Source organism: Methylocapsa aurea, assembly GCF_000746085.1.
Lineage (GTDB): Bacteria > Pseudomonadota > Alphaproteobacteria > Rhizobiales > Beijerinckiaceae > Methylocapsa > Methylocapsa aurea.
The window spans coordinates 157,883-183,411 of sequence record NZ_JQKO01000008.1 but is presented as its reverse complement, the minus strand read 5'-3'; the positions used below and the strand labels follow the sequence as shown (position 1 = coordinate 183,411).

The 25,529-nt window shown below is 61.7% G+C and carries 20 protein-coding genes, 1 tRNA gene and 1 pseudogene; 10 read left to right on the top strand and 12 right to left on the bottom strand.

Annotated elements, in window-relative coordinates; genetic code table 11:
- Nucleotides 1-49 precede the first annotated feature (49 nt).
- Nucleotides 50-1,057: an asparaginase gene (locus DL86_RS06465; RefSeq protein ID WP_051952831.1), complete on the bottom strand. Its 1,008-nt coding sequence runs from the start codon at nt 1,055-1,057 to the stop codon at nt 50-52.
- Nucleotides 1,058-1,487: 430 nt separating this feature from the next.
- Here DL86_RS06465 and ilvD point away from each other — a divergent pair, with 430 nt between their 5' ends.
- Entirely contained in the window at nt 1,488-3,338 is a 1,851-nt protein-coding gene (gene ilvD / locus DL86_RS06455) for a dihydroxy-acid dehydratase (protein WP_036259446.1), read from the top strand.
- A gap of 461 nt (nt 3,339-3,799) precedes the next feature.
- Here ilvD and DL86_RS06450 read toward each other — a convergent pair whose 3' ends face one another.
- The 4 genes and pseudogenes from DL86_RS06450 to DL86_RS06430 all read right to left on the bottom strand — a co-directional run bounded on the left by DL86_RS06450 (nt 3,800) and on the right by DL86_RS06430 (nt 8,463).
- The gene (locus DL86_RS06450) at nt 3,800-4,012 is read right to left on the bottom strand and encodes a cold-shock protein (RefSeq protein WP_036259620.1); all 213 of its coding nucleotides are present in this window, start codon (nt 4,010-4,012) and stop codon (nt 3,800-3,802) included.
- A 379-nt stretch (nt 4,013-4,391) separates the two neighbouring features.
- Nucleotides 4,392-5,531: an efflux RND transporter periplasmic adaptor subunit gene (locus DL86_RS20435; protein WP_342585855.1), complete on the bottom strand. Its 1,140-nt coding sequence runs from the start codon at nt 5,529-5,531 to the stop codon at nt 4,392-4,394.
- Between the two features lie 123 nt (nt 5,532-5,654).
- Nucleotides 5,655-7,937: pseudogene (locus DL86_RS20430) on the bottom strand (heavy metal translocating P-type ATPase); the annotation flags it as partial.
- A 436-nt stretch (nt 7,938-8,373) separates the two neighbouring features.
- Nucleotides 8,374-8,463, bottom strand: a tRNA-Ser gene (locus tag DL86_RS06430).
- A gap of 486 nt (nt 8,464-8,949) precedes the next feature.
- Between DL86_RS06430 and DL86_RS06425 the strand changes: the two genes are divergently transcribed.
- From DL86_RS06425 to DL86_RS06410, 4 genes are all read left to right on the top strand, one after another.
- Complete coding sequence (locus DL86_RS06425; protein WP_036259443.1) at nt 8,950-9,672, top strand: outer membrane protein; 723 nt, start codon at nt 8,950-8,952, stop codon at nt 9,670-9,672.
- Between the two features lie 396 nt (nt 9,673-10,068).
- Nucleotides 10,069-10,875, top strand: a complete 807-nt coding sequence (locus DL86_RS06420) for an outer membrane protein (protein ID WP_036259442.1) — start codon at nt 10,069-10,071, stop codon at nt 10,873-10,875.
- 278 nt (nt 10,876-11,153) lie between these two features.
- Nucleotides 11,154-12,011 (top strand): outer membrane protein, encoded by an 858-nt coding sequence (locus DL86_RS06415; protein ID WP_036259441.1) that lies wholly within the window; start codon nt 11,154-11,156, stop codon nt 12,009-12,011.
- Nucleotides 12,012-12,289: 278 nt separating this feature from the next.
- Nucleotides 12,290-13,156, top strand: coding sequence for an outer membrane protein (locus DL86_RS06410; RefSeq protein WP_036259440.1), 867 nt, complete (start codon nt 12,290-12,292; stop codon nt 13,154-13,156).
- Between the two features lie 602 nt (nt 13,157-13,758).
- Here DL86_RS06410 and DL86_RS06405 read toward each other — a convergent pair.
- Nucleotides 13,759-14,889 (bottom strand): trypsin-like serine peptidase, encoded by a 1,131-nt coding sequence (locus DL86_RS06405; RefSeq protein ID WP_051952862.1) that lies wholly within the window; start codon nt 14,887-14,889, stop codon nt 13,759-13,761.
- Between the two features lie 377 nt (nt 14,890-15,266).
- Between DL86_RS06405 and rimO the strand changes: the two genes are divergently transcribed.
- Entirely contained in the window at nt 15,267-16,631 is a 1,365-nt protein-coding gene (gene rimO, locus DL86_RS06400; RefSeq protein ID WP_036259614.1) for a 30S ribosomal protein S12 methylthiotransferase RimO, read from the top strand.
- 89 nt (nt 16,632-16,720) lie between these two features.
- Here the strand turns inward: rimO and mltG are convergent, their stop codons facing one another.
- From mltG to DL86_RS06370, 6 genes are all read right to left on the bottom strand, one after another.
- Nucleotides 16,721-18,544, bottom strand: coding sequence for an endolytic transglycosylase MltG (gene mltG, locus DL86_RS06395; RefSeq protein ID WP_245276273.1), 1,824 nt, complete (start codon nt 18,542-18,544; stop codon nt 16,721-16,723).
- Nucleotides 18,545-18,711: 167 nt separating this feature from the next.
- Nucleotides 18,712-19,974, bottom strand: coding sequence for a beta-ketoacyl-ACP synthase II (gene fabF / locus DL86_RS06390; protein ID WP_036259439.1), 1,263 nt, complete (start codon nt 19,972-19,974; stop codon nt 18,712-18,714).
- A 119-nt stretch (nt 19,975-20,093) separates the two neighbouring features.
- The gene (locus DL86_RS19165; RefSeq protein ID WP_036259436.1) at nt 20,094-20,333 is read right to left on the bottom strand and encodes an acyl carrier protein; all 240 of its coding nucleotides are present in this window, start codon (nt 20,331-20,333) and stop codon (nt 20,094-20,096) included.
- Nucleotides 20,334-20,591: 258 nt separating this feature from the next.
- The gene (gene fabG, locus DL86_RS06380; protein WP_036259611.1) at nt 20,592-21,329 is read right to left on the bottom strand and encodes a 3-oxoacyl-[acyl-carrier-protein] reductase; all 738 of its coding nucleotides are present in this window, start codon (nt 21,327-21,329) and stop codon (nt 20,592-20,594) included.
- Nucleotides 21,330-21,458: 129 nt separating this feature from the next.
- Nucleotides 21,459-22,433: an ACP S-malonyltransferase gene (gene fabD, locus DL86_RS06375; RefSeq protein WP_036259431.1), complete on the bottom strand. Its 975-nt coding sequence runs from the start codon at nt 22,431-22,433 to the stop codon at nt 21,459-21,461.
- A 205-nt stretch (nt 22,434-22,638) separates the two neighbouring features.
- On the bottom strand, nt 22,639-22,902 hold the full coding sequence (locus DL86_RS06370) for a hypothetical protein (protein WP_156964502.1): 264 nt from the start codon (nt 22,900-22,902) through the stop codon (nt 22,639-22,641).
- Here DL86_RS06370 and DL86_RS06365 point away from each other — a divergent pair.
- The 4 genes from DL86_RS06365 to rpsR all read left to right on the top strand — a co-directional run bounded on the left by DL86_RS06365 (nt 22,890) and on the right by rpsR (nt 25,497).
- The gene (locus tag DL86_RS06365; RefSeq protein ID WP_036259425.1) at nt 22,890-23,660 is read left to right on the top strand and encodes an outer membrane protein; all 771 of its coding nucleotides are present in this window, start codon (nt 22,890-22,892) and stop codon (nt 23,658-23,660) included. The two genes, DL86_RS06370 and DL86_RS06365, sit on opposite strands and share 13 nt — an antisense overlap.
- Before the next feature lie 344 nt (nt 23,661-24,004).
- On the top strand, nt 24,005-24,421 hold the full coding sequence (locus DL86_RS06360) for a hypothetical protein (RefSeq protein ID WP_036259609.1): 417 nt from the start codon (nt 24,005-24,007) through the stop codon (nt 24,419-24,421).
- A 384-nt stretch (nt 24,422-24,805) separates the two neighbouring features.
- Nucleotides 24,806-25,255, top strand: coding sequence for a 30S ribosomal protein S6 (rpsF, locus tag DL86_RS06355; RefSeq protein WP_036259422.1), 450 nt, complete (start codon nt 24,806-24,808; stop codon nt 25,253-25,255).
- On the top strand, nt 25,255-25,497 hold the full coding sequence (gene rpsR / locus DL86_RS06350; protein WP_036259419.1) for a 30S ribosomal protein S18: 243 nt from the start codon (nt 25,255-25,257) through the stop codon (nt 25,495-25,497). The genes rpsF and rpsR overlap by 1 nt, the downstream gene beginning before the upstream one ends.
- Nucleotides 25,498-25,529: the final 32 nt, after the last annotated feature.

Genomic DNA, 25,529 nt, shown 5'->3' with positions numbered 1-25,529 from the left:
TTCCCATCGTCCGAAGGGCATTGCCAAGGCGTTGGTTAATTGCCCCGTCTCAGAAGAGTTCGAAGACGGCGCGGATGCGCGCCAGGTCCCCGCCTTCCGACAACAAGAGCTGCAGCGCGATCCGCGCCTTGCGGGCGTCCAGCGCTTGCGCCGGGATGAGGCCGCGCCGAATGAGATCCATCTCTCCGCCAGGATAGCCGTAGGAAGCGCGCAGCGTCTCGCCGGCCCCCGTGCGGCTGGCAAAAACAACTGGAATCCGCTCGGCCAGCACGCCAAGGGCCGGCGCGACGTCGGCGGCGACATGTCCCGCCCCCGGAAGGCTCAGCACCAGGGCGTCAATGGCGCCGGCCGCCAAGGCTTCGACCGTTCGCGGTTCAAGGCCGGGGCCGGCTTCAAGGATCGGCGTGACCGGCGCACGCCCTCCATAGGCCAATTTCGGCAAATGACTGATCGGCGCCAACGCGAAGCGGACCCGCTCCTCCGCGACATAGCCGATCGGTCCGAACGGAAGCGACGAGAAGGCATGCGGACGAAAGCTATGCGCCTTGCGGATTAAGGGGCCGGCGTGAATTTCATCGTCGACAACGACAAGGACGCCCTTGCCTCGAGCGGCGGGACAGAGGGCGACCCGCGCCGCAGCCAGAAGATTGGCCGGACCATCGGCGCCAGGCTGATCGGACCGGCGCATTGCCGCCGTCAAGACAATGGGCGTTTCGATTTGCGCGAGCATGGCGAGTGCGAAGGCGGTTTCCTCCAGCGTGTCGGTGCCATGCGTGATCACGACGCCATCGGCGGTCTTGGCGGCGTCTTCGGCGGCCCGCGCAATTGCGGCAATGTCGGCGAGGGTAAAGCTGGCGCTGGGCTTGGCCAGGACATCGCGCATTTCGAGCGCGGCGAGACCCTCGAGCTGCGGAACAGCGGCGGCGAGACTGGCGGCGCGAAGCTTCAGCGCCGCGCCGTCGAGCCCAGCGCCCGCGGTCATGGCTATGGTGCCGCCGGTGGAAAGCAGGATCAGGCGCGAGGGCTTCGAAAACGCATCGCCGGGACGATTTGGCATGGAGAGCTCCTTACCGATCCATTAGACGCAAAGTCCAGAACCCGGCGGCGCCTTTAGAGCATTTTCGAGCGAAGTGGAAGCCGGTTCGCGTTAACAAAATGCGACAAAACAAGGACCTAAAGCTGCTTTCTGATTCCGCCGAAGCTGAAAGCGCTTTAGCGCTGACGCTCGCTGCCGGCAATATTTCTCCCGGCGGCTCGATCCTGGATCAAACGCGGCGCGGGGACTTGCCGCCGCCACCGATGAATGGCATCAACAGCGGCAATCATGCCCCAAGGGCTTGATCGCACCGTGGGCCTCGCCGTCGCGGAGCGCTCTTTGCGCGGGCCGCTTCAATGCGCGACAATCCTTAAGGTCGATCAGGCGCCGCGGGCGGCCTCGCGAATGGACCTTTCCATCCGCCGGTTTTTCTAACATTTGGGATCAGCACATGCCCCAATATCGCTCCCGCACCACGACGCATGGCCGCAACATGGCGGGCGCGCGCGGCCTCTGGCGCGCCACTGGCATGACGGACGCCGATTTCGGCAAGCCGATCATCGCCGTCGTCAATTCCTTCACCCAATTCGTGCCGGGCCATGTGCATCTAAAGGATCTTGGCCAGCTTGTCGCCCGCGAGATCGAGGCGGCGGGAGGCGTCGCCAAGGAGTTCAACACCATCGCCGTCGACGACGGCATCGCGATGGGCCATGACGGGATGCTCTATAGTCTCCCCTCGCGCGAGATCATCGCGGACTCGGTCGAGTACATGGTGAACGCCCATTGCGCCGACGCGATGGTCTGCATTTCCAACTGCGACAAGATCACGCCCGGAATGTTGATGGCCGCGCTGCGCCTCAATATTCCCGCCGTTTTCGTTTCCGGCGGGCCCATGGAGGCCGGCAAGGCGCTGCTCGGCGGCAAGAGCAAGGCGCTCGATCTCGTCGACGCCATGGTGGCTGCGGCCGACGACAAAATTTCCGACGCGGACATAGCGGTGATCGAGCGATCGGCCTGCCCGACCTGCGGCTCCTGCTCGGGCATGTTCACCGCCAATTCGATGAATTGCCTCACCGAGGCGCTCGGCCTCGCGCTTCCCGGCAATGGCTCGCTGCTCGCCACGCACGCAGATCGCAAACGTCTCTTTGTCGAAGCCGGGCATCTCATCGTCGATCTCGCCCGCCGCTACTACGAGCAGAACGACGCTTCCGTGCTGCCGCGCTCGGTCGCGAGCTTCAAAGCTTTCGAAAACGCCATGACGCTCGACATCTCGATGGGCGGCTCGACCAATACGGTGCTGCATCTCCTCGCCGCCGCCTATGAAGCCGAGGTCGACTTCACGATGGCCGACATCGACCGCCTGTCCCGTCGGGTGCCGGTCCTCTGCAAAGTGGCGCCTTCCGTGGCGGACGTTCATCTTGAGGACGTGCATCGCGCCGGCGGGGTCATGGCGATCCTCGGCGAGTTGGAGCGCGCGGGCCTGATCCACGCCGATCTGCCGACGGTCCACGCGCCGACGCTCGCGGACGCCTTGGAGCGGTGGGACATTCGCCGGACGGCGAGCGCTTCGGTCACGGAGTTTTTCAGAGCAGCCCCCGGCGGCGTCCCGACCCAAGTGGCATTCAGCCAGAACCGGCGCTGGGACGAGATCGATCTCGACCGCGAACACGGCGCGATCCGCGACGCCGCGCACGCCTTCTCCAAGGACGGCGGCCTCGCGGTGCTCTACGGCAATCTCGCCGAAGATGGCTCCATCGTGAAAACGGCCGGGGTCGACGCCTCGATCCTGACCTTTTCCGGCCCGGCCCGGATCTTCGAAAGTCAGGATGCGGCGGTGGACGCCATCCTTGGCGACAGGATCAAGCCTGGCGACATCCTGGTGATCCGCTATGAGGGTCCGCGCGGCGGCCCGGGCATGCAGGAAATGCTTTATCCGACGAGCTATCTGAAGTCGAAGGGCCTTGGCAAAGCCTGCGCCCTGATCACGGATGGCCGCTTTTCCGGCGGCACCTCGGGCCTCTCGATCGGCCATGTCTCGCCCGAAGCGGCGGAGGGCGGCGTCATCGGCCTCGTCAGCGAAGGCGACCTCATCGAAATCGACATCCCGAACCGCGGCATTCATCTCGCCGTGCCGGACGGCGAACTCGCCCGCCGCAGGGCGGACATGGAGGCGAAAGGCAAAGAAGCTTGGAAGCCGGCGGAGCGAGTGCGGAAAATCTCGACCGCGCTTCGCGCCTATGCCGCCATGACCACCAGCGCCGCGCGGGGGGCGGTTAGAGATGTCGACCAGTTAAATAGGTGAGTCTGGCCGCGCGCCTGATCTATCGATCTGGTCGGAAAAACAAAATGCCCCGCGACCTTTATGGGGCGCGCGGGGCTATGAGGCGACAGGCGCCTCATCGGGCATCATGCGACAGCATCGTCACGAACTAACCGCCAGTACATCCGTGGTCGGATGCTCTGAGACGATGCTGGATGTCGGCGGCGCTGGGATCCTAAAGCGCTTGCGGATTCCACGGAATCAGAAAGCCGCTATAGCTCTTTGTTTCATCGCATTTTCTTAACGCGAACTGGCGTCCGCTTCACTCAAAAATGCTCTGGATCATGTTCTTAAAAAAGTTGATCGACTTTTTCGATATTGAGACATCGGATATATCCGATGTCTCATAAGAACATGCTCTAACTTATTGACTCTAAGCGATTCCTTTTCGATCAGATGAACCCATCTGATCGGGAAGCGCTCCAGAGCCGCCGAGAGCGCAATCAGTCCAGAACCTTGAGGCTATCGGCCGACATCTTGCCGCTCTTCCGGTCAGCGACGAGCTCAAAGCCCACCTTCTGACCTTCGCACAAGTCGCTGAGGCCGGCGCGCTCCACGGCGCTGATATGGACGAAAGCATCGCTGCCGCCGTCATCCGGCTCTATGAAGCCGAAGCCCTTCTGGAAATTGAACCACTTAACGGTTCCCTTAGTCATGGAAACCCCTTTCACAAACATAGTTTAAGCTTGCCCGCGAAACCGCTGGCCGTCGAAATCGCATTTTTCAGGCAAGGATATTATCGGCTTCGCCATTTTGAGGCGCAAAGCTAAGTCATCTAACCGTGTATCGACCTAGCTAACATAGCCCTGCATCCGCAAAAATACAAGGACTATTTATAAATTCTACTTGATGCATCGACGCTCATTGCAAAAAATATATTGGAGAATCTGCATTTCTCATCAAAGTGTGCTGGCCTTCGACGCCTTGTATTCCGAAAAAGTCGATCGCCCCTTCGACCAGCGGCATCGCCGTTCGGCAATCATCAAGCGTCAAACTGCAACAGGCGCTGAGATCCGCGCCGGCGCGCGGGGCGTCCTATCTATTCGACGGAGCCCCGCCTGATGGCGCGGGCCTCTCATCGACAATTTCCAGGATCGCCTGGTCACCCGGCCGCACGTCTCCCTTGACGATTTCCGCGTAGACGCCATCGCTTAAGCCAAGTTGGACCGAAACCGGCATCGCCTTTCCATCGCGCAGGATCCAGACGCGCGACCAGCCCTCCGGGGGCGGCGCTTGCCCAACGGCGCCGTTCGGAAGCGCCGCATCCTCGGGCTTGAAGCGCAGCGCCCGATCCGGCGCGCGAAGGACGTTGTCGCGCCGCTCGCCCACAATTGTGATTGCCGCCATCATCCCAGGTTCAAGCAAGAGATCCGGATTGGGCGCGGCTATGACGACATCATAGGCCGCGCCCGACTCAGCCGTCGGCGCCGAGGGACGGATTTGCGTCACCTCTCCGGCGAAAAAATGGTCCGGCAACGACTGGATGGCGAATCGGGCCTTGTCGCCAAGCTTGATCTTGCCGATGTCGGTTTCGCCAACTTTGGCGCCGACCTGCATAATGGCGAAATTCGCTGCGATCGCAAAGAGGGGGGCCCGCGCGTTCGCCTCGACCATCTGACCGATTTCGGCGGCGCGAGACACCACCGTCCCATCGATGGGCGAGATAATATCAGTATGCGCAAGGTCGATCTGGGACGCCTCCAGAGCTGCTTGACTCCTTGCGATCGACGCCTCGCCGAGGCTTGTCCGCGCCAAGGCCTGCTCATACGCTTTCCTCGAAGCCTCCAACGCCTTTCGCGAAGCGGTGCGGCGCTTTGCCTTGGCCTCGTTAGGGTCGAGGGCCGCTTTTGCCCGAACGAGAGCGGCCTTGTCGATTTCCAGCCGCGCCTTGGCGGTGGCGAGATCGACCTTGGCCCGCTCGACGGAATCCTGATAGGGGCGCGGATCGATCTTGGCGCAAAGCTGGCCCGCTCTTACCTTTGCGCCGGCGTCGCAGGAGAGAACCTCGATCGCTCCGGACACATGGGATGTGACTTCCGCCGCGATAATCGGCTGGACCGCGCCGCTCGCAAGGACAGTGGGCGCCACCGGCCCCCGATCGAGCTTCTGCGTAATATAGCGAGCGCCGTGGTCGTAGCGCAAAGACCAATAGAGCGCCCCGCCTCCAGCGACCAGCAGGGCGAGCGCGGCGACCGCTGTTCGCCAGCCCCGGCTGGTTTTCGCGGCGACTTGCGGCTCGGCAGCGCTGATCGCTCCGGGTTGCGCGCCCTCGACCGATTGCGCCTCGCCGTCCCAATCGGCGATCGCATGTTGGTAGATGTCCTCTTCCTGCGCATTATGCATGCGCACGAGGGATTCGATCGATTCGACGATGCGCTGCGCATCCCGGATCAGGTATCGGTCCGTTTCGTGTGGGCGGAGCCCATCCGTCAGCCGCGTCAGGAGCTTGGCGAGGTGAAGGATCTCGCGATGCGCGCGGCTCATGGCGGATAGGCCGTGGTCGTCCGCGAGGAAGCCCGCGAGCCGGGGATAGACAGAGCTTTCGTCGTCGCGTTCGTGTTCGACGATTTGCGTTCCGATAATGCGATTGGCCTCGACAATATAGGCCACGGCGGCCTCGGCTTCGGCGTCATCCAAGGCGTCCGCGATCTGGCGCAGACGGTCGAGACTTGCGTCGAGCCTTTCGTGATCGGCGCGAAGAACCCCGGCGGCGGCGGCCGGCATCGCTGGCCGGTGCGAGGCCCGGCGCGGGCTCAGCGCCCGCAACGCATTGAGGATAACGGCGACGTCTATGCCCTCCTGGATCAGGGCGCCGGCGACCGGAGTGAGCCAACCCGCCGCGGCGGCGGCCATGGCGATTCCGGAAAGCCCCATCCCCACGACAATGCTCTGCAGGGCGATGGCGCGCGTGCGGCGCGCGATTTTGACCGCATCCGAAACGCGATCGATCCGATCGACGAGGATCACCACATCGGCCGCCTCGGACGATGCGCTCGCGCCGCGCGCGCCCATGGCGATGCCGACATCGGCCGCCGCCAGGGCTGGAGCGTCATTGATGCCATCGCCGACCATGAGCGTCGGGTTGCGCCGCTGCTCGATGGCGACGGCTTCGACCTTATCGGACGGGACGCGGTCGGCGAGCACTTCATCGAGATCGAGCGCGGCGCCGATCGTTTCGGCCGCGTCGGCCCGATCGCCCGTCACCATGACGATCCGCGCCACGCCGGCGGCCCGCAGCGCCTGGACAGCCCGCGGCGTCTCGCGCCGCAGTTCGTCCGCGAGCAGCAAGGCGCCGATTATGCGCCCCTCCACGGAAACGAAGACGCTGAGGGCGGAGCGCCAGGACGCCCGCCGGAGCGCCCGGCCCGCCCACTCCTCCGGCTGCGCGCCGCCATGGACAAGCTGATGCGAACCGATCCGGACCTTGCGCCCGCCGACGACGCCTTCGAGTCCGGATCCCATTGTCTCGCGCACCATTTCCGGGATCTCCAGGGCCAAGCCCTTTCCACGCGCGGCGGCGACGATGGCGCCCGCCACGACATGCTGCGAGGCTTGCTCGAGCGAGGCTGCAAGTCGCAGCGCCTCATTGGGGTCTTGGCCTGGCGCGGTCTCGACGGCGACCAGCCGGGCTCCGCCAACGGTGAGCGTCCCGGTCTTATCGAACATCACGGTATGGGCGCGGGCGAGCGCCTCGAGCGGGCCGCCGCCTTTGATCAAGATGCCGCGCTGGGCGGCCTGGGCGGCGCCAGCGATGAACGCCACCGGCGCCGCCAGGATCAGCGGACAAGGCGTCGCCGCCACAAGCACCGCCAGCCCTCGAATAGGGTCATGCGAAAGCGCCCAGGCCGCGCCCGCCGTTAGAAGCGTCACGGGCAAAAGCAGCAGCGCATAGCGATCCGCCATCCGAATGAAGGGGGCCTTGGCGGTCTGCGCCGCCGCCACCATTTTGACGATCCCGGCATAGGTGCTTTCGCCAGCGCTCGCCAACGCCCGCATCTCGAATGTCTCGCCCGCATTGATCGCGCCGCTGCGCGCCGCCTCCCCAACTCGCCGCGCGACCGGGATCGGCTCTCCCGTCACCGCCGATTCGTCGAGAGAGGCGCTGGGGCTGGCGATCAGGCCATCAACGGGAACCACCTCGCCGGCCCGGACCAGAAGGGCGTCTCCGATCGAAACCTGCTCGACCGGCGCATCTTCGATCGATCCGTCGATCCGCCGATGCGCAATGCGGGGCGCGCGATCGACGAGCGATTTCAGATCCCGCTCGGCGCGTCCGACCGCGAAATCCTCCAGCGCGGCGCCGCCGGCATACATAACGGCGACAACCGCTCCAGCCAGCGTTTCGCCGAGCGCCAAAGCGGCCGCCATCGACAAGAGCGCGACCGCGTCGACGCCAACCCTGCCGGCCCAAACGTCGCGCGCGATCGAGACGGCCAGCGCCCCGGCCACGGGAATGGAGCCGGCGGCCCAAATCCAGCGCGCGAGCCCGCCGCGTCCCGCGAAAGCGGCGGCGAGCCCGACGACGAGCCCCGTCAACGCGACGACGATGAGCGCGCGGCGGATGGTCCGCTCATTGAACATTGGCGTCCCCCCCTCTCAATCGATTTAAGAAATGACGTGCGAGCCGGAGGTTTCCTGGCAAATCGCGAAAGCTTCGCCTCTTCCGAATGTCCCGCCAACGATCATGACCCTATTCGTCACGATCCGCGCTCGGCCCCCACGGTTTGCGGCGCGCGGCGGCCCCTGCAGCCCGCCCCAACGCCACATCGATCGGAGCGACGTCGGTTTCGGCGCCGGATCGGCCGCCCCTGCCGCAGAGACCGCGACCGGATGCGCGCGGCGGATGCGGGCCGGATAAGATTGATGGGATGGCGCAGGGCGCGAGCCCGTCGGCGACTGCGGCAGATTGTCCGAGATTTTCCCCGCCGACTCGCCAGGGCAGGCCAATCGCAAAGTTGCAAGGCCGCCGCAGCCCCCTCAAAACACGCTCTGATTTCACTTAGTCAGCGGGGCACATTGGCGGAAGAGGTGGGATTCGAACCCACGGTGGGCTTGCACCCACGGCGGTTTTCAAGACCGCTGCCTTAAACCACTCGGCCACCCTTCCAGCAAAGCGCTTTCAGATTCCGTGAAAATCAAAAAGCGGCTTTCACATTTTGCCTTAGCGCACTTTCTTAATGCGAACTGGCGCCTTCTAACGCCAACCGACCTCCGCTTTGCCCGAGGCCGGCGCCCGGCCTACCCCCAATCCTATCCCACCAGACCATGCTTCCGGCCGCGTGACGCTTGCTTGGCGCCATCCCGCCGCAACTGCTAACAGATCCATCGACAAAGTTCAATTTCAAGAAATTTCGGTAAGCAACTTTCGAGACAGTTTGGTAAGGAGTTTCCATCATATTTACGTAATGAAATCTAAATGTTGCATCGATCGATCCCGCTGCGGCTCAAACCTTGGAATTGCAGCGCAGAAGGATTGCTACACTGGCTCGGACACAAGAACAATTTGTCCAAGTTACTCCCTTTCCAGGTCGCGCCTCGCTGGATTGGAACAGTTTCTTCTGACAACTGAGAACCTTTGAAAGGGGACAAATCAATGATTCGAAGGTTGCTTTTGGCGGCGACCGCTCTCGCCGCTATCGCCGGGCCGGCCCTCGCGGCCGACCTTCCGTACCGCGACGCGCCGCCCGTCTATACGCCGCCGGTTCCGCTTTTCACCTGGTCCGGCCTCTACCTCGGCGGTCAGCTCGGCTATGCGTGGGGCAATGACGAATACACCGTCGCCAGTCCGTTCGCCATTTACTCCAGCCATTTCGGTCCGTCGGGGATCATTGGCGGCGCCCACGTTGGCTATAACGCCCAATTCAACCAGATCGTCGTCGGGCTGGAAGGCGACGTCGAGGGTTCGGGCTACAAGAAAACTTTCAACTCGAATTTCATCGCCTACGGAACGGAAATCCCGGTGCAGGGGTCGATCCGCGCCCGTGTCGGCGTGGCTTTGGACCGCGCCCTGATTTACGCGACGGCCGGCGGCGCATTCGCCAGCCTCAAGAACACTTATGCGAGCTTCCTCGGCTACGACACGCTATCGAAAACCCGCGCCGGCTGGACCGTCGGCGGCGGAATCGAATATGCCCTCACCGGCAATTGGTCGGTCCGGGCCGAATATCGCTACACCGATTATGGCTCCGTCCAGGACTATCCCTATAATTCTGCACCCGGCGCCATTGTGCGCCATAAGGAGACCGAGAACGCGATCCGGGCCGGCTTCAGCTACAAGTTCGATCCGTTTGCCGGGCCGGCGACGGCAAGATATTAGGCAGTGGGCCTTTATAGGCCTGGCGGGCCCGGAGGCAATTGACGCGCCTTTTTTCAAGGCGGCCCCCGAGACAGCCGCTTCCACCCTTCCACAATGATTCCCAGACCCGGCCATTTTCGGCCGGGTTCTTTTTTTTTGCCGGAAGCGATCGAGGGGCAAAGCTCTGGCTTATCGGATCCTCACCCCATGAGAGCCGCGCCTCCCAACCGCGGCAATTTGCTCAACCGCGGCGCAAGGCGGCGATTCGCGGGCTCCGCAACATCCGTAACGTTGCATTCTGGTCACAGCCTTCCAAATAGCGCGCATCCGGGGCCCCTTTTGCACCCGCAAGGGTTGTTGACAAGCCCAAACGGCGTAATTTGCCGGAGCTTGAGGTTTCAAAGAAGGAGACAGCCCATGTTACGCAAAGTTCTCTTGGCATCGGCTGGCGCCGTTGCCCTCGCTGGATCCGCTGTCGCGGCCGATCTCCCCTCCCGCGCCCCGCCGCCGCCCTATCTGCCGCCCGCGCCGATTTTCACCTGGACCGGCCTCTACATCGGTGGTCAGGTCGGTTACGGCTGGGGCCGCGATAGCGCCACATTGTTTGACCCCGGCACGCCCGATATCATCATTCCCGACCAAGGCGTGATCCCCGGCATTCCGGCCACGAGCTTTCCGATCAACTTCAACCCAGGCGGCGTGATCGGCGGCGCGCATCTTGGCTACAATCTGCAGATCGGCCAATGGGTCGCTGGCCTCGAAGGCGATGTCAACGGGACAAGCATCAGCCAGAATTTCGGCGCTGGCTTCTTGACCGGCTCCACATTCACGACCCGCGCGAACGTTCAAGGATCGATCCGCCTGCGCGCCGGCATCGCCTTCGATCGGGTCCTGTTATTCGCCACCGGCGGCGCCGCCTTCACCGGCCTTGAAACCAGCTATTCGACGTTCCTCGGCTATGACAACCTTTCGAGAACGCGCGCCGGCTGGACGGTCGGCGGCGGCATCGAATACGCCATCACCAACAATTGGTCGATCCAGGCGGAATATCGCTATTCCGATTTTGGGCGCTACACGGATTATCTCATCAATTCGTTCCCGGCCCCAAGCCTGTTGTTCCCCGGCGCGAACGTGAAGCATCATTATACCCAAAATCAGGTTCAGATCGGGTTCAGCTACAAGTTTGATTCTTTCGCTCCCGCTCCGGTCGTCGCCAAATACTGAAATCAAGCGATCGAGCGACTCGCTCAGCGAAACACAAAGAAAACCCGGCTTCAAAAGGCCGGGTTTTTTGTTGTCCTAGCGGATTGGTTAAGCATTTGGCAGGGTTTGTTGGCGCTCGCGCAGGCGCCTCGGCCAATCTCCAATCCCTTCGTGTTGTATCAAGGTCACAGAGGCCGGAATTGCGCCATTCCAGGGCCAACTTTCGCCCAATATCAGTTGTAGGCCGATCCAAACCGGGTAATTTGCAGATGCTTCAGCTTCCGGAAAGGAGAAAGCCTATGCTTCGTAAACTTCTCATGGCGTCGGTTGGCGCCGTCGCTCTCGCCGGATCGGCCCTCGCGGCTGATCTTCCCTCGCGCGCCCCGCCGCCAGTCTATCTGCCGCCCGCGCCGATCTTCACCTGGACCGGCGTCTATCTCGGCGGCCAGATTGGCTACGGTTGGACGAACCACAACAGCGACTTCAACCACAACGGCTTTTACTATCTCGACCCAATCGCGCAGCTAGGCCCGGTCTATTTTGCCGACGCCTATCACCACAACCAGAACGCCAGCGGCGTGATCGGCGGCGCTCATGTCGGGTACAATCTGCAGATCAACCAGTGGGTGTTGGGTCTCGAAGGCGACGTCGACGGCTCCAGCCTGAGCAAGACCGTCAACTTCTCGCCCTACAGCACCTATTATGCGGACTTCATCCCCACATCCGTCCACACGAGCCTGGGCGTTCAGGGTTCGATCCGCGGCCGCATCGGCATCGCCTTCGACCGCGTCCTGCTTTACGGGACAGGCGGCGTCGCCTTCGGTGGGTTCAACACCAGCCTCAACACCACCTACGGCGGCAACATCCTCTACCCGAATTACTTCGGCGGCCACGACAGCTTCTCGTCAACCCGCGTCGGCTGGACCGCCGGCGGCGGCATCGAGTACGCCGTGACCAACAACTGGTCGATTCGGGCGGAATATCGCTATACCGATTTCGGCCGCACCACCAACTACCTCGTCAATTCCTACACCCCCTTCTTCGGCGAAGCGATTTATTCCAACGTCCGCCATCACCTTGCCGAAAACCGGGTCCAGGTCGGGTTCAGCTACAAGTTCGACACCTACCACCCCGCTCCGGTCGTCGCCAAATATTGATTTCAAGCCTCTTGATTTCAATTTTGACGGCTTGCCGCAAAATAGAACCCGGCCAAGGGCCGGGTTCTTGTAAAGTCGAAAAAAGAGTTAAGAAATTTCGCTGAGTTATTTGGATCCGGCCATGCGTTTCGGCTAATCGTCTGCCCCCTGTGTTGTATTAGGGTCACGGCGATCGGAATTGCGGCTTCCCGCTGCCACCTTTCTCCCAATATCATTCCTCAGGCCGGTCCAAACGGGGTAACTTGAAGATGCTTCAGCTTCCGGAAAGGAGAAAGCCTATGTTACGCAAACTTCTCATGGCGTCGGTTGGTGCCGTCGCTCTCGCCGGATCGGCCCTCGCGGCTGATCTCCCCTCCCGCGCTCCGCCGCCAGTCTATCTGCCGCCCGCGCCGATCTTCACCTGGACCGGCATCTATCTCGGCGGCCAGATCGGTTACGCCTGGACCAACAACAACACCACTTTGTATGCCAATGGATTTTGCGCTACGTGCGTTAACTTTGGTCAACTCGGCGGCGGCCCCGGCTTCATCTACGACAGCTTTCGCGTCGGCAGCAACGCCAATGGCGTGATCGGCGGCGCGCATGTCGGGTACAATCTGCAGTTCAACCAGTGGGTGGTCGGTCTCGAAGGCGACGTCGACGGCTCCAGCCTGAGCAAGACCGTCAATCTCTCGCCCTACAGCAACTACTATCTGGACTATATTCCCACCACCGTCCACACGACCCTTGGCGTTCAGGGTTCGATCCGCGGCCGGGTCGGCATCGCCTTCGACCGCGTCCTGCTTTACGGGACAGGCGGCGTCGCCTTCGGTGGGTTCAAGAGCGATGTGACCACCGCCTATGGCGGCGGCTTGTTCTATTTCAACAGCATCTACGGTCACGACAGCTTCTCGCAGACGCGCGTCGGCTGGACCGCCGGCGGCGGCATCGAATATGCCGTCACCAACAATTGGTCGGTCCGGGCCGAATATCGCTATACCGATTTCGGTCGCACCCACAACTACTTGGTCAATGCCTATCCGACCTTCGGCGGAGACTACCTTACCGGCACCGTCAATCGTCATCTTGTCGAGAACCGGGTCCAGGTCGGCTTCAGCTACAAGTTCGACACCTACCAGCCCGCTCCAGTCGTCGCCAAATATTGATTTCGAGACTCTCGACTTCAATTTTTGCGAGGCAAGGCAGACAGAGAAAAAGGAACCCAGCCAAATTTTTGGCTGGGTTCTTTTTTTGGCGCGCGGGACCCCCTGCAAAGAAAGAAAATAGCCAGGCTCCTAAATCAGCTAGAGCCGGATGACTTTGGACGGAATCGCAACGCGATCTCGTCCAAAGTCTGAATCCGCCTCTCCTCAAAGAGGTAGAGCATGATGTCGTCCGAAAACCGGTTTCCACTTTTCGGCATCATGCTCTAGCTGTGCGGCGGCCGTAAGCAGGTTGTCCAATCAGGATTAGACGCAAAGAAAAAGCTCCGGGTCTTGATCAAGACCCGGAGCTGAAACGCAAGTCCCGTCGAGGTTCGCGGCTGTGCCGACCCTTTCGTGAAAAGGAGGCTGACGGCGAAAAATGGCTGAGGTAGCAAAGATGGCGGGAGGAGATTAGGGGATAGGGAGAGGCCTCGGTTTCTAAGCTCTCTCAGAATCAAACCTGACGCTTGGGGCCAAGCGTCAGGTTGCAAGGTGAGTCAAATCAATGTTCGCGGATTGAGTTTGAAACCACTATGTGCGGCGCGCGACCAGCGCGCAGCAGCTTAGCACCATCCGGGATAGGCTGCGCATGCGGCGTTGACAAGAACCCCAATGTTTGTGAACAGGAATGGAGAAGCGCCCTGCTCCTTGATTGCGGTGTTGATATACCCCCAGCTGGTCACGCCGACGACGACGTTATGCACAGGGTCCGTTCCAAACCCAGTGCCATTGAGGACTGGCGGCAAGCCAAGATTGACCGCCCACGGCCCTCCGCTGGAGCCTCCGGTCTGAAGCGATCCGATGATGGTGTTGTTAGCATCGGCGACCGATACGAAGCCTTGCGAATCAGTTCGCTGCATCAGAGCGCCGGCGTCGAGAGCAACGGGATAGCCGAGCTGCGTTATCAGCGCTTGCCCTGCCGGATTGAAGCTATAGCCGCCGTATGCGTAGCTGAGCCACCCGGTTCTGGTTCCAGGCAGAGCGCCGCTCTTCTTGTTCAGCACGATGACCGCGACGTCATTCTGGCAAACGACGCCTGCAACGGCGCAAGTGTCCGTTCCATTCAGATAGCTCGCCAAGACAAAGGCCGTAAGGCCGGTCCACGTCCCATAGGGCGCTGAACCGTTGCTATAGGCGGGAACATATTCCCAGTTCGAATAAAAGCCGATCCCGAAGTTTGCGACGCAATGCGCCGCGGTGACGATGACGCCGGGCTTGATCAGGGACGCCGAACATACGGAAGTGCCCGCTCCAACTTTGAAGAACAGCTTGCCGGCGGCCCTATAGGGATAGAAGGACGCAGTCGTGTTAAAAAATGCGTCGGCCCGCGATGTCGTGAAAACGTGGTTGGAGGTGCCATATTCCTGCGAAGTTACGCCTCCCCCAAGCGCTGATCCTGCTGTCGGCAAAACGACCGACGGCACCAGCTGGATTGGGCTTAGCTTGCCATCGCCGGAATCCGATCCTGGAACGACGCCACGCGACGAAAATAGCTTCTGAATGGCGGTAGGACTCGCCGCCTGCTGCGAAGTGGGGGAGCGGTTCGACCTCGGCAGAGACATGGGCTTTGCATGGGCGTAATCAAGAACGGCCGGCGTCTGCGGAGGCGAACTCCGCACCGCTTGCGCTTGAACTCCCGTTACAAGGGCGCAACTAGTGACCGCCAAAGCCCCTATAAAAAGAATTTTATTCATATAGCCCTCCAATTTTGTGGATGTCTGTAGCATCGGCCCAGAATTTCAATAGTCTAAACATCAATTTTTTTGAAATCGAGCCGGGCGCAACCTCACCTATTAAAGACTCTAGGATGCATCCCAGAGCCTCAACTATGGGATGCATCTTTCAAGTCGGTGTTGATTGTTGTTCTGATTAAATAGCCTGTCAATAGCGTATCATCCCCCAACTTCCGCAACGGACAGATGAAAAAAAACTCTTGATGATGAAGATGGCCTCTCTCTTTTTGGCTGCTGAGACTTTGAAACGTCACGCGAGGCCGGGGGGCATCGCCCTCAATGAGGGGAGATTCGCTTTCGCTTGCATAGCGCCCCTCGCCCATGCCAAGCAACCTCGCATGAACTTCGATCAGACCCACGCAGATCCCGTTTCCAGCGCCGCCGAAGGCGCGCCGGCCCCGAAAATTTCATTTGTGTCGCTAGGCTGTCCAAAAGCGCTGGTCGACAGCGAGCAGATACTCAACCGCCTGCGGGCGGAGGGCTACGAACTGACCAGGACGCATGGCGGCGCCGCTGCGGTCATCGTCAACACCTGCGGCTTTCTCGACAGCGCCAAGGCCGAATCGCTCGCGGCGATCGGCGCGGCTGCGGCGGAAAATGGCAAAATCATTGTCACCGGCTGCATGGGCGCGGAAGCGGACGCGATTCTCGCCAAGTTTCCAGACCTATTTCGGATCACGGGTCCACAGGATTTCGAATCGGTCATGCAGGCGGTCCATGCCGCCATAGCCCCGCCGCACGATCCCTTTCTTGATCTGCTGCCGGCCCAAGGCGTCAAGCTCACGCCGCGCCATTACGCCTATTTGAAAATTTCCGAGGGCTGCAACAACCGCTGCTCGTTCTGCATCATTCCGAAACTTCGCGGCGACCTTGTGTCGCGGCCGGCCGGAGAAGTGTTGCGCGAGGCCGAAACGCTTGTCGCCGCCGGGGTCAAGGAGCTCCTCGTCATATCGCAGGACACCAGCGCCTATGGACTGGACCTCAGATATGCCGAAAGCACTTTTCACAACCGCGCCGTGCGGACGAAATTCATCGATCTTGCGCGAGAGCTCGGATCGCTCGGAATCTGGGTGCGGCTTCACTATGTCTATCCCTATCCCCATGTCGACGAGGTCATCGAACTGATGGCGGAGGGCAGGATTCTGCCTTATCTCGACATCCCTTTTCAGCACGCGAGCCCGACCGTCCTGCGGGCGATGAAGCGCCCCGGCGATCAGGAGAAGATGCTGGAGCGGATTCGCGAATGGCGCGCGCTCTGCCCCGATCTGACGATTCGCTCGACCTTCATCCTCGGCTTCCCCGGCGAGACGGAAGAAGACTTCAAATTCCTGCTGGATTGGCTTGGCCAAGCGCGGCTCGACCGAGTCGGCGCCTTCAAATATGAGCCAGTGAAAGGCGCCGCCGCCAATTCGCTCGGGTTGGAGCCTGTCGCGCCAGAGCTTCAGGAGAGCCGCTACCGGCGATTCATGGAGCATAGCCAGACCATCAGCGCGCGCAAACTGAACGAAAAGGTCGGCAAGCGCCTGCCTGTCATCATCGACCAGGCGACCCCGCGCTCCGCCGAGGGACGCACGAAAGGCGATGCGCCGGACATCGACGGCAAGGTTCACATCGCCTCGAAGCGACCATTGCGAGTCGGCGACATCGTCACCGTGAAAATTGAAAAGGCCAGCGCCTATGATCTGTACGGGACCGCGGTCTGACATAGGGCGGCATGGATGCGCCGCCTCTCGCGATTAGCCCCAGCGAAGCAGGCCTGCGCCAACGCGCCCGCGGATTTCGATCCGGAGGCTTATTTCAGCCCCGGCACGGTTTTCGGGTAGTTCAAATCATAGGTTTTGTCGCGAAGCGGATCGAGCGGCGTGCCTTCCGATGCGTCATAAATACGCACTGGCCCAGCGTGCTGAATGGCCGGCGGCCGCGCCTCGCCAATCATTCCGGGATCGTCGAACTCTTGCTGCGGATCGCCAGCCCCCTCCGCGAGGCCGAGCCGCGCCGCGCGCGCATTCTGTTCCGCGCGGCGCTTGGGCGACACCGCGAATGTCGCGGAGCCTGCGGACGCTTCGTCGTCCTCGGATTGGCCGATCGGCCCGTCGAGCATCGCGGCGGCGGACGCGGGAGGAAACCCCTGCACGGTGATGCCGAGCTCCTCGAGGCCCGGTCCCATCGTGAAAGCGCTAAGCGATGAGGTCGCTTTCTTTGCGCCCTCGCCCGCCTTGCCTTTGCCGCCTGAGGCCTGACCAGCGGCGGGGGTCAAGGGCGCCGCCTTCGCGATCGCAGAAACCGCCGTCTTATTTGAAAGGGAAGGCGGCGGAAGGTTCGGCGCGGCGGCTGGTCCAACCGACGCCGGAAGGGCGCCGTAGACGGAAGCCGGCGGCGCTTCGAGAGCGCCCCTCTGGTCGCGCGCCGGACCGGCTGGCGCTGCGGCCGGCGCAGGCTTGTCGACGTCGGACGCCGGTTTTTCTAGCTTCTCCTTGGCGTCCTTCTCGATCTGGCGCCACCTCTGCACATTGCGGCTGTGCTGATCCAGCGTTTCGGCAAAGACATGCCCCCCGGTTCCATCGGCGACGAAATAGAGGTCTTGCGTGCGAGAGGGATTGGCCACAGCGTCGAGCGCGGCGCGGCCCGGATTGGCGATTGGCCCCGGCGGCAGACCGTCGATCGCATAGGTATTGTAGGGCGTCGGCTTTTCGAGTTCAGCCCGCGAGATCCCTCGGCCCAGCGGGCCCTTGCCGCCAACAAGACCGTAAACGATGGTGGGGTCGGACTGAAGCCGCATCCGCTTGAGCAACCGGTTCATGAAAACGCTGGCGACGCGCGTTCGCTCGTCCGCTTTGCCGGTTTCCTTTTCGACGATCGAGGCCAAAGTCACAAGTTCATGCGGCGAATGCAGCGGGAGGTCGCTCGCCCGCCGCGACCAGATTTGATCGACGATTTTCTTTTGATCGTCCTGCATTTTCTTGATCAAATCCGCCCGCAAGGCGCCGCGGGCGACCTTATAGGTTTCCGGCAGCAAACTGCCTTCCTTCGGCACATCCTTGATGTCACCGAGAAGGACGTCGCTTTCGCGCAACCGCTCGACGATCTGCTCGCTGGTCAGCCCCTCGGGGATCGTAATCGCGTGGAGAATCTGCTTGCCATTGACCAGCGTATCCATCACGTCGCGCAAACTGGCGTTCTGCTTGAAGAGATATTCGCCAGCCTTGACCTTGGAGCGGCTGCCTTCGAGCACAAGGGCGACATTGAGCGCGAAGGGGCTATCGATGATTCCTTCTCGATCGAGCTCCGCGATAATGTCGGGCACCTCGGAGCCCGGCGCAATATAGAGCACCTTGTCGGCGGCCAGCGGCCCCGGCGCGCGCAGCCGCTGCTGGCTCCAGACGAGGCCGAACATGCCGGCAATCGCGGCGATCAGAAGAAACGACAAAAAGCCGCTAATGGCGGAGAGCACCGGCCGGCGCCGGCTCGGCGGAATCGAAGGCGGCGGAGGCGCAGCTTCCGGCTGCAGCGCCTCGTTCGGACTTTGCGGCGTCATTCTGTGGCCTGCAAAGCGGCCGCCCGCGCGGGAGCGATCGGATCCGTCCGCGCCATTGTTCCGGTCGGTTTCTGGAGGCATCCCGCCCATTGCCTAGAATTCCCCAAATCGCGGTTCGGCTTTTGCGCCAAACGCGCTGAAGAGGTAAGCCCTTTCCGGCTAATTATCCATCCGGCCGGAAAAATGTGGCGAATTCGGGATCGCGCGGAGATCTTATATGCGATCCGGCGCCAATTTTATCCCCGCGCTCATTCCGCGCGCTTGAAAATCAAACAGGCGTTGGTGCCGCCGAAACCGAAAGAGTTGGAGAGGACAAATTCCACATTCCGCTCGCGCGCCTTGTGCGGCACCAGATCGATCCTTGTCTCCACCGACACATTATCAAGATTAAGCGTTGGCGGCACGATCTGGTCCCTGATCGCCAGAATCGAAAAAATCGCCTCGACCGCGCCCGCGGCGCCGAGCAGATGCCCAATCGCCGATTTGGTGGAGGACATCGAGAGCGAATTCACCCCGTTGCCGACCAATCTTTGAACCGCCTGGAGTTCGATCTCGTCGCCGAGCGGCGTCGAGGTGCCATGGGCGTTGATATAATCGATGTCGGATGGAGAGATGCCGGCCCGCTTGACGGCGGAGGCCATGGCCCGGAAGGCGCCGTCGCCGCTGGGTTGCGGCGCGGTGATATGATAGGCGTCGCCGGACATGCCGTAGCCGACAAGCTCGGCATAGATCCTGGCGCCCCTCGCCTTGGCGTGATCGTAGGATTCAAGGACGACGCAACCGGCGCCCTCTCCCATCACGAACCCGTCGCGGTCTTTGTCGTAGGGCCGCGAGGCCTGGGTCGGCCGGTCGTTGAAATTGGTGGACAAGGCGCGGCAGGCGGCAAATCCGGCGATGCCGATCCGGTTGATCGCGGATTCTGCGCCGCCGGCGACCATGACATCGGCGTCATCGAGCGCGATCAGGCGGGCGGCGTCGCCAATCGCATGAGCGCCCGTCGAACATGCGGTGACAACCGCATGATTTGGACCGCGAAGACCATGCTGAATGGAGACATAGCCTCCCGCAAGATTGATGAGGCGGCCAGGGATGAAAAAGGGCGAGACCCTTCGGGGGCCCTTCTCATGCAAAGTGATCGATGTCTCGGCGATGCCGCCAAGACCGCCGATTCCTGAACCGATCAGAACGCCGGTCCTGATCTGGTCTTCGTAGGCGACCGGCTTCCAGCTCGCGTCGGCGAGAGCCTGAGTCGCCGCTGCGACAGCGTAAAGAATGAAATCGTCAATCTTACGCTGCTCTTTGGGCTCCATCCATTGGTCGGGATCAAAGGTCGCATCGCTGCCATCGCCGCGCGGGATCGGCGCGGCGATCTTGCAGGCGAGATCGGATGTGTCGAACCCATCGATGAGACGAGCGCCGCTGTGACCCGCGATCAGGCGGGTCCAGGTTGGCTCGACTCCACAAGCGAGCGGCGAAACCATGCCGAGACCGGTAACAACTACCCTTCGCATCTCAGGACCTGGTCAATATGTCGCCCAGCGCCGAAGCCGTCTTTGACGGCCCCGTTCGCGCTTACCGAAAGCATTGGCTTTGGAATGGATTTTTGCGTCGGACCGGCCGAGCCCAAAGCTCAAGCCGCTGTCGCCTTCTCGAGAAAGGTGACGGCATCGCCAACCGTCACGATGGTCTCGGCGGCGTCATCGGGAATTTCAACGCTGAATTCTTCCTCGAAAGCCATCACGAGTTCAACGGTGTCGAGGGAATCGGCGCCGAGATCCTCAATGAAATTGGCGTTATCGACGACTTTATCCGCATCCACACCGAGATGCTCTATGACAATCTTTTTTACGCGCGCGGCGACATCGCTCATGGTCGTTTAATCCTCGTCCTCACTATTTTGCCGACATAGGCCGACATCGATGCGCTGTGTTGGGTGGGCGCCGCGATGCACAAGACTTGAAGGACCTAGTCCGCAAGTCCGTATGAGCGCGGCGGGGAGCAAAGTCCAGGACCTTGCTCTTTCATCCCCGCAAAGATTGCTTCCCTACTGCTTTACGATGTCTGGTAACATACTTCAATCACGTTGGCGAGAGCCTCCGCGGAGCGCCGGAGCGCCGCCTTAATGCGCTCAAATCATTGCCATTCCCCCGTTAACATGCAAGGTCTGGCCGGTGACGTAAGCGGCCTCCGAACTAGCCAGATAGACCACGGCCGCGGCGACTTCGGCGCCGGTTCCAAGCCGTCCCATCGGCACCTGGGCCAGAATCCCGCTCTTCTGCTTCTCGTTCAGGACGTCGGTCATCGGACTTTCGATGAAGCCCGGCGCGACGCAATTGACGGTCACGCTGCGGCTCGCCACTTCGGCGGCGAGGCTCTTGAACATTCCGATCATGCCCGCCTTCGAGGCCGCGTAATTGCCTTGTCCCGCATTGCCGGTCACGCCGACGACCGAGCTGATCCCGATGATCCGTCCATAGCGCTTGCGCAGCATGCCTTTGAGGCAGGCGCGGGAAAGTCTGAAGACAGCCGTGAGATTGACGGAAAGAACGCTCTCCCACTCCTCGTCCTTCATGCGCATGAAGAGATTGTCCTTCGTCACGCCGGCGTTATTGACGAGAATGTCGACGCCGCCCATCGCGGCTTCGGCCGCCGGAATGAGCGCCTCCACCGCGGCCTTATCGGCAAGATCGCAGGGCAGAATATGGACATTCGTCGCGAGTTCGGCGGCGAGTTCATCGAGCGCGGCCCTGCGCGTCCCTGACAATCCAACGATCGCGCCGCGACGATGCAAGCCGCGGGCGATGGCCTGACCGAGGCCGCCGCTCGCGCCCGTGACGAGGGCGGTCTTGCCGGAAAGATCGAACATGAAGAGACTCCAGAAGGCCGCCGATGCGGCTTTGGCTTTGGCGCCGACGGCAACAAATAATCGCAGATAGCTCCACCCTCGCCCGCTCCAAATCCGAGATTTGGGCCGGGCCATGGCGCGTCCTTTCGATCAGGCCGCGTTCGAGGCCTGACCTTTATCCCGATCTTTATAAAGCGCGATATCGGCCGGCGTTCCGACCGGAAGGCCCACCGCCGTCTCGCTGATGCGCCTGATGAGGCCGGACAAGACTTTTCCGGCGCCGCATTCGACGAACAGCGAAACGCCCCTGCTTGCCATAAAGGCGACGCTCTCGCGCCAGCGCACGGCGCCCGTCACCTGGTCGACCAGCAGCCGGCGGATTTCTTCGGCGTCGGTCACCGGCGCGGCGATCACATTGGCGACCAGCGGAACGCAGGGAGGCTTGATGGGGACGCTCGCCAGCGCTTCCGCCATAGCCTCGGCGGCAGGCTGCATCAAGGCGCAATGAAACGGCGCCGACACCGGCAACAGAATCGAGCGGCGGGCGCCTTTCCCCTTAGCGATCTCAATCGCGCGTTGGACCGCCGCTTGGGTTCCAGAAACGACGATCTGGCCGCCGCCATTGTCATTGGCGACCTGACAGACCTCACCGCCGGCGTCCTCGGAGGCCTGCCGGGCGATCGCCAAGCCGGCCTCATAATCAATTCCGAGCAGCGCCGCCATCGCCCCCGCGCCTTGAGGCGCGGCATCCTGCATCGCCTTGCCGCGCACGCGCAGCAGCTTCGCAGCCGCCGCGACGCTCAAGGAGCCGGCCGCCGCCAGCGCCGAATATTCGCCAAGCGAATGGCCGGCGACAAACGCAGCATCCCTGGAAAGATCCAATCCAGCCTCGGCTTCGAGCACGCGGATGGCCGCCAAGCTCGCCGCCATCAACGCGGGCTGCGCATTGGCGGTCAGGGTGAGCTCCTCGAGCGGACCCGCGAACATCAGCCCTGACAGATTCTGCCCCAGCGCTTCGTCGACTTCCGCCAAAATCGCGCGGGCCTGCGGAAACGACTCCGCCAAAGCCTTGCCCATACCGACGGATTGAGACCCTTGTCCGGGAAAAATGAAAGCCTTGAGCATCCCATCCCACATTGTTGCTTTTTTTCAGAACCGTGCGACTCGCATTGCCGGAAACGCGAGTCAAGCGGCGCGCGCGCAAATTCATCCGACAGTCGAAGCGCCGGCGCCTGGCGCATGCGGTCAAAGGGCATCCAACCCCCTTTCCAAGCGAGAGAGAGATTCGACAAGGAGACAAGCCCAGCGGCGAAGGGAGACCTTGCGGCCATCAGGCGATGCGGCGGCGCATTCGGACAGGCAAGGGGCGACCTTCGGCCGCGCCCGGTCCTGCCCGGCGATGGCCCGACCCGTCGATTTCGCTACATAAATGCAACATGTCCCGGAATTGCACATCCAGAAGCGCCAAAAGCGCAGCATTTTCCTTGTCGTCAGCTTGTCGCGCCGCGTCGCGGTGATAAGACTGAACAGCAACGAACACTATCGCGACAGCAAACCAAACAATGACGGGGAGATAAGTCCATGAACCAAGCATTCTTGCGCCGCCTGATCGCATCACTGGCCGGGATTTGTCTTACGGCTGGAGCAACGGCATTGGCGGCGGACCTTCCGTTGCGCGCGCCGGAGCCGCTGCCGCCGCCGCCAGCATTCACCTGGACAGGCGCTTATTTCGGCGTGCAGGTTGGCGGCGGATGGGGCCAAACCACAATCAACACCGTTCCCTACGCCCCAGCCTTTTTTGCTCTTTCTGAAACGTTTCAGAGCAGCGGCGTCTTTGGCGGCATTCACCTTGGCTATAATATCCAGACTGGGCCGCTCGTCCTTGGCCTGCAGGCGGAGTATAATTTTTCCGGGATAACCGGAAATGACGCGCTTTATCCCTTCGCGAGCGCGACAAATTCAATTCGCCAATTCGGGTCCGTCGACGCTCGCGTCGGCTTCACCTTTGATCGCCTGCTGGTCTACGCCATCGGCGGCTTCGCTTATGCCGACATCCGTCACTCGCTTCAGACCGGAAGTCCCTCGCCGCGCTACTTCATTTCCAGCGCGCCTGGCTGGGATGTCGGCGCTGGACTCGAATATGCCCTGACCGACAATTGGACGGCCCGCGCCGAATATCGCTATTACAACTGGGGCACGAAGAGCTTCTATGACGCGGCCTATGGCCCTCTTCCGGTCCTCTTCGGCACGACCGTTCCAAATCACACGGCAAAGGAAACCTTGCAGACCGCGCGCATCGGCCTGACCTATAAGTTCGGCGGCCCGGCCGCTCCGGTCGTCGCGCGGTACTAAGCAGACTTCCAATCCCACTTGGCGGCGGCGAACTCCCAAACCGGGTTCGCCGCCGCTTCGCGTTCAAAGCCGCAGCCAGACGCGTCGCTCCAAGTCGCATGGCCAATGATCGCCCAAAGATTGCAGTCGGGGACCTCGGCTCCCTAATTTCGATTCCGCTTGCGCCGGCGCGTCGCCAGATCAACATATGATCCTCGAGCGCTTTCCGATCGAATGGAGTCATTCGATTGATCAGAAATCGCTCCAGCCCTAAAGAATCTGAGCATATTCTCGTCGAACAGATTGAACCAATCTGTTCGGAATATGCTCTAGCGAATCAAGGACGATCGCGAGGCGCGAATTCAATGCTGGCCATTCCCGGAAAAGCCTGCGGCGACTGTAGCTTCTGCTGCAAGGCGCTGGAGATCACGCAATTGGCGAAGCCTGCCGGCGCGTTGTGCGAACATTGCCGCGCGGGCGGCGGCTGCGGCGTCTATGCGACCCGTCCGGACATTTGCCGCGACTACGAATGTCTCTGGAAAGGCGACCGCGGCCTTGGCTCCCAATTACGGCCGGATCGGGTCGGCGCGATCTTGATGGAAGATCCCGACAGCGATGAATATCGCGCGGTTTGCGACCCGGCAAAGCCGCTAGCCTGGCGCACGCCGCTTGTCTTCAAGCATCTTGTCGCGATGGCGAAGACCGGCCGGATCGTCGTCGCCAAGGCCGGATTGAAATCCTGGCGCGTCTACGCCAGCGGCGAATGGGGCCCCTGCATCTGACCGCGGCAAGCCGCGTCAGCCAAGACGTCCTTTTTGCTTGGCGCAGGATTTCCGGAGGATCGGCGCCTGCGGCTCTTGAAGCGCCTGACGCAAGGCTCGCCGACCCGGCTGCGCCCTGCGGCGCCGAGCCGAAGCAAGCTAAACAGATGTATTAGCGGCAAATCGCTGCGTAGCGCTCGAACGCGCCTTGCTTATGAGCTAAATCCGGGTATAACGCGCGTTTCGCGGCTTCGGCCGGGGGCTAAACGGGAAGCTCGCCCAGGCGGGCAGGATCTTTTCGATCCGTTTTCCACTGTCTCCGCCTTCGTTTGTCTGCTCGAGCCTTTCCAGGGCTCGAAGGGCTCTGCGCCGAAGCAGCGCGATCATTTGGGAAAGGCAAGAACCATGGCTCTTTACGAGCATATCTATCTTGCTCGTCAGGATATTTCCGCCCAGCAGGTGGAAGCGCTGACCGAGCAAATGAAAACCGTCATTGAATCCTTCGGCGGCAAGATCGAGAAGGTGGAATATTGGGGCGTGAAGTCCCTCGCCTATCGGATCAAGAAGAACCGCAAGGCGCATTTCTCGCTGCTGAACATCGATGCTCCGGCCGCCGCGCTCACCGAGATGGAGCGGCAGATCAGCATCAATGAGGACGTTATCCGCTTTATCACGATCCGGGTTGAGACGCTCGAACAGGGCCAATCGGTGATGATGCGCAAGCGCGATGACGACGATCGCGGCGACCGTCCCGACCGCGGCGATCGCGGGCGCGGCCCGAGGCCGGACCGTGGCGATCGCGGCCCGAGACGCCCCCGCGACGAATCGATCTCGAACGAAGAAGGCGGCTTCTGATGGTCACTCCCGCAGCGCCCCGCCGGCCGTTCTTTCGCCGCCGCAAGACTTGCCCCTTCTCGGGTCCGAGCGCGCCGAAGATCGATTACAAGGACACCCGTCTCCTGTCGCGCTATATTTCCGAGCGCGGCAAGATCGTTCCCTCGCGCATCACGGCGGTTTCGGCCAAGAAGCAGCGCGAACTCGCGCAGGCGATCAAACGCGCCCGCTTTCTCGGATTGCTGCCTTATGTGATCCGCTGAACCTGGAAGCGCGCATTCTCTCTGATGCGCGC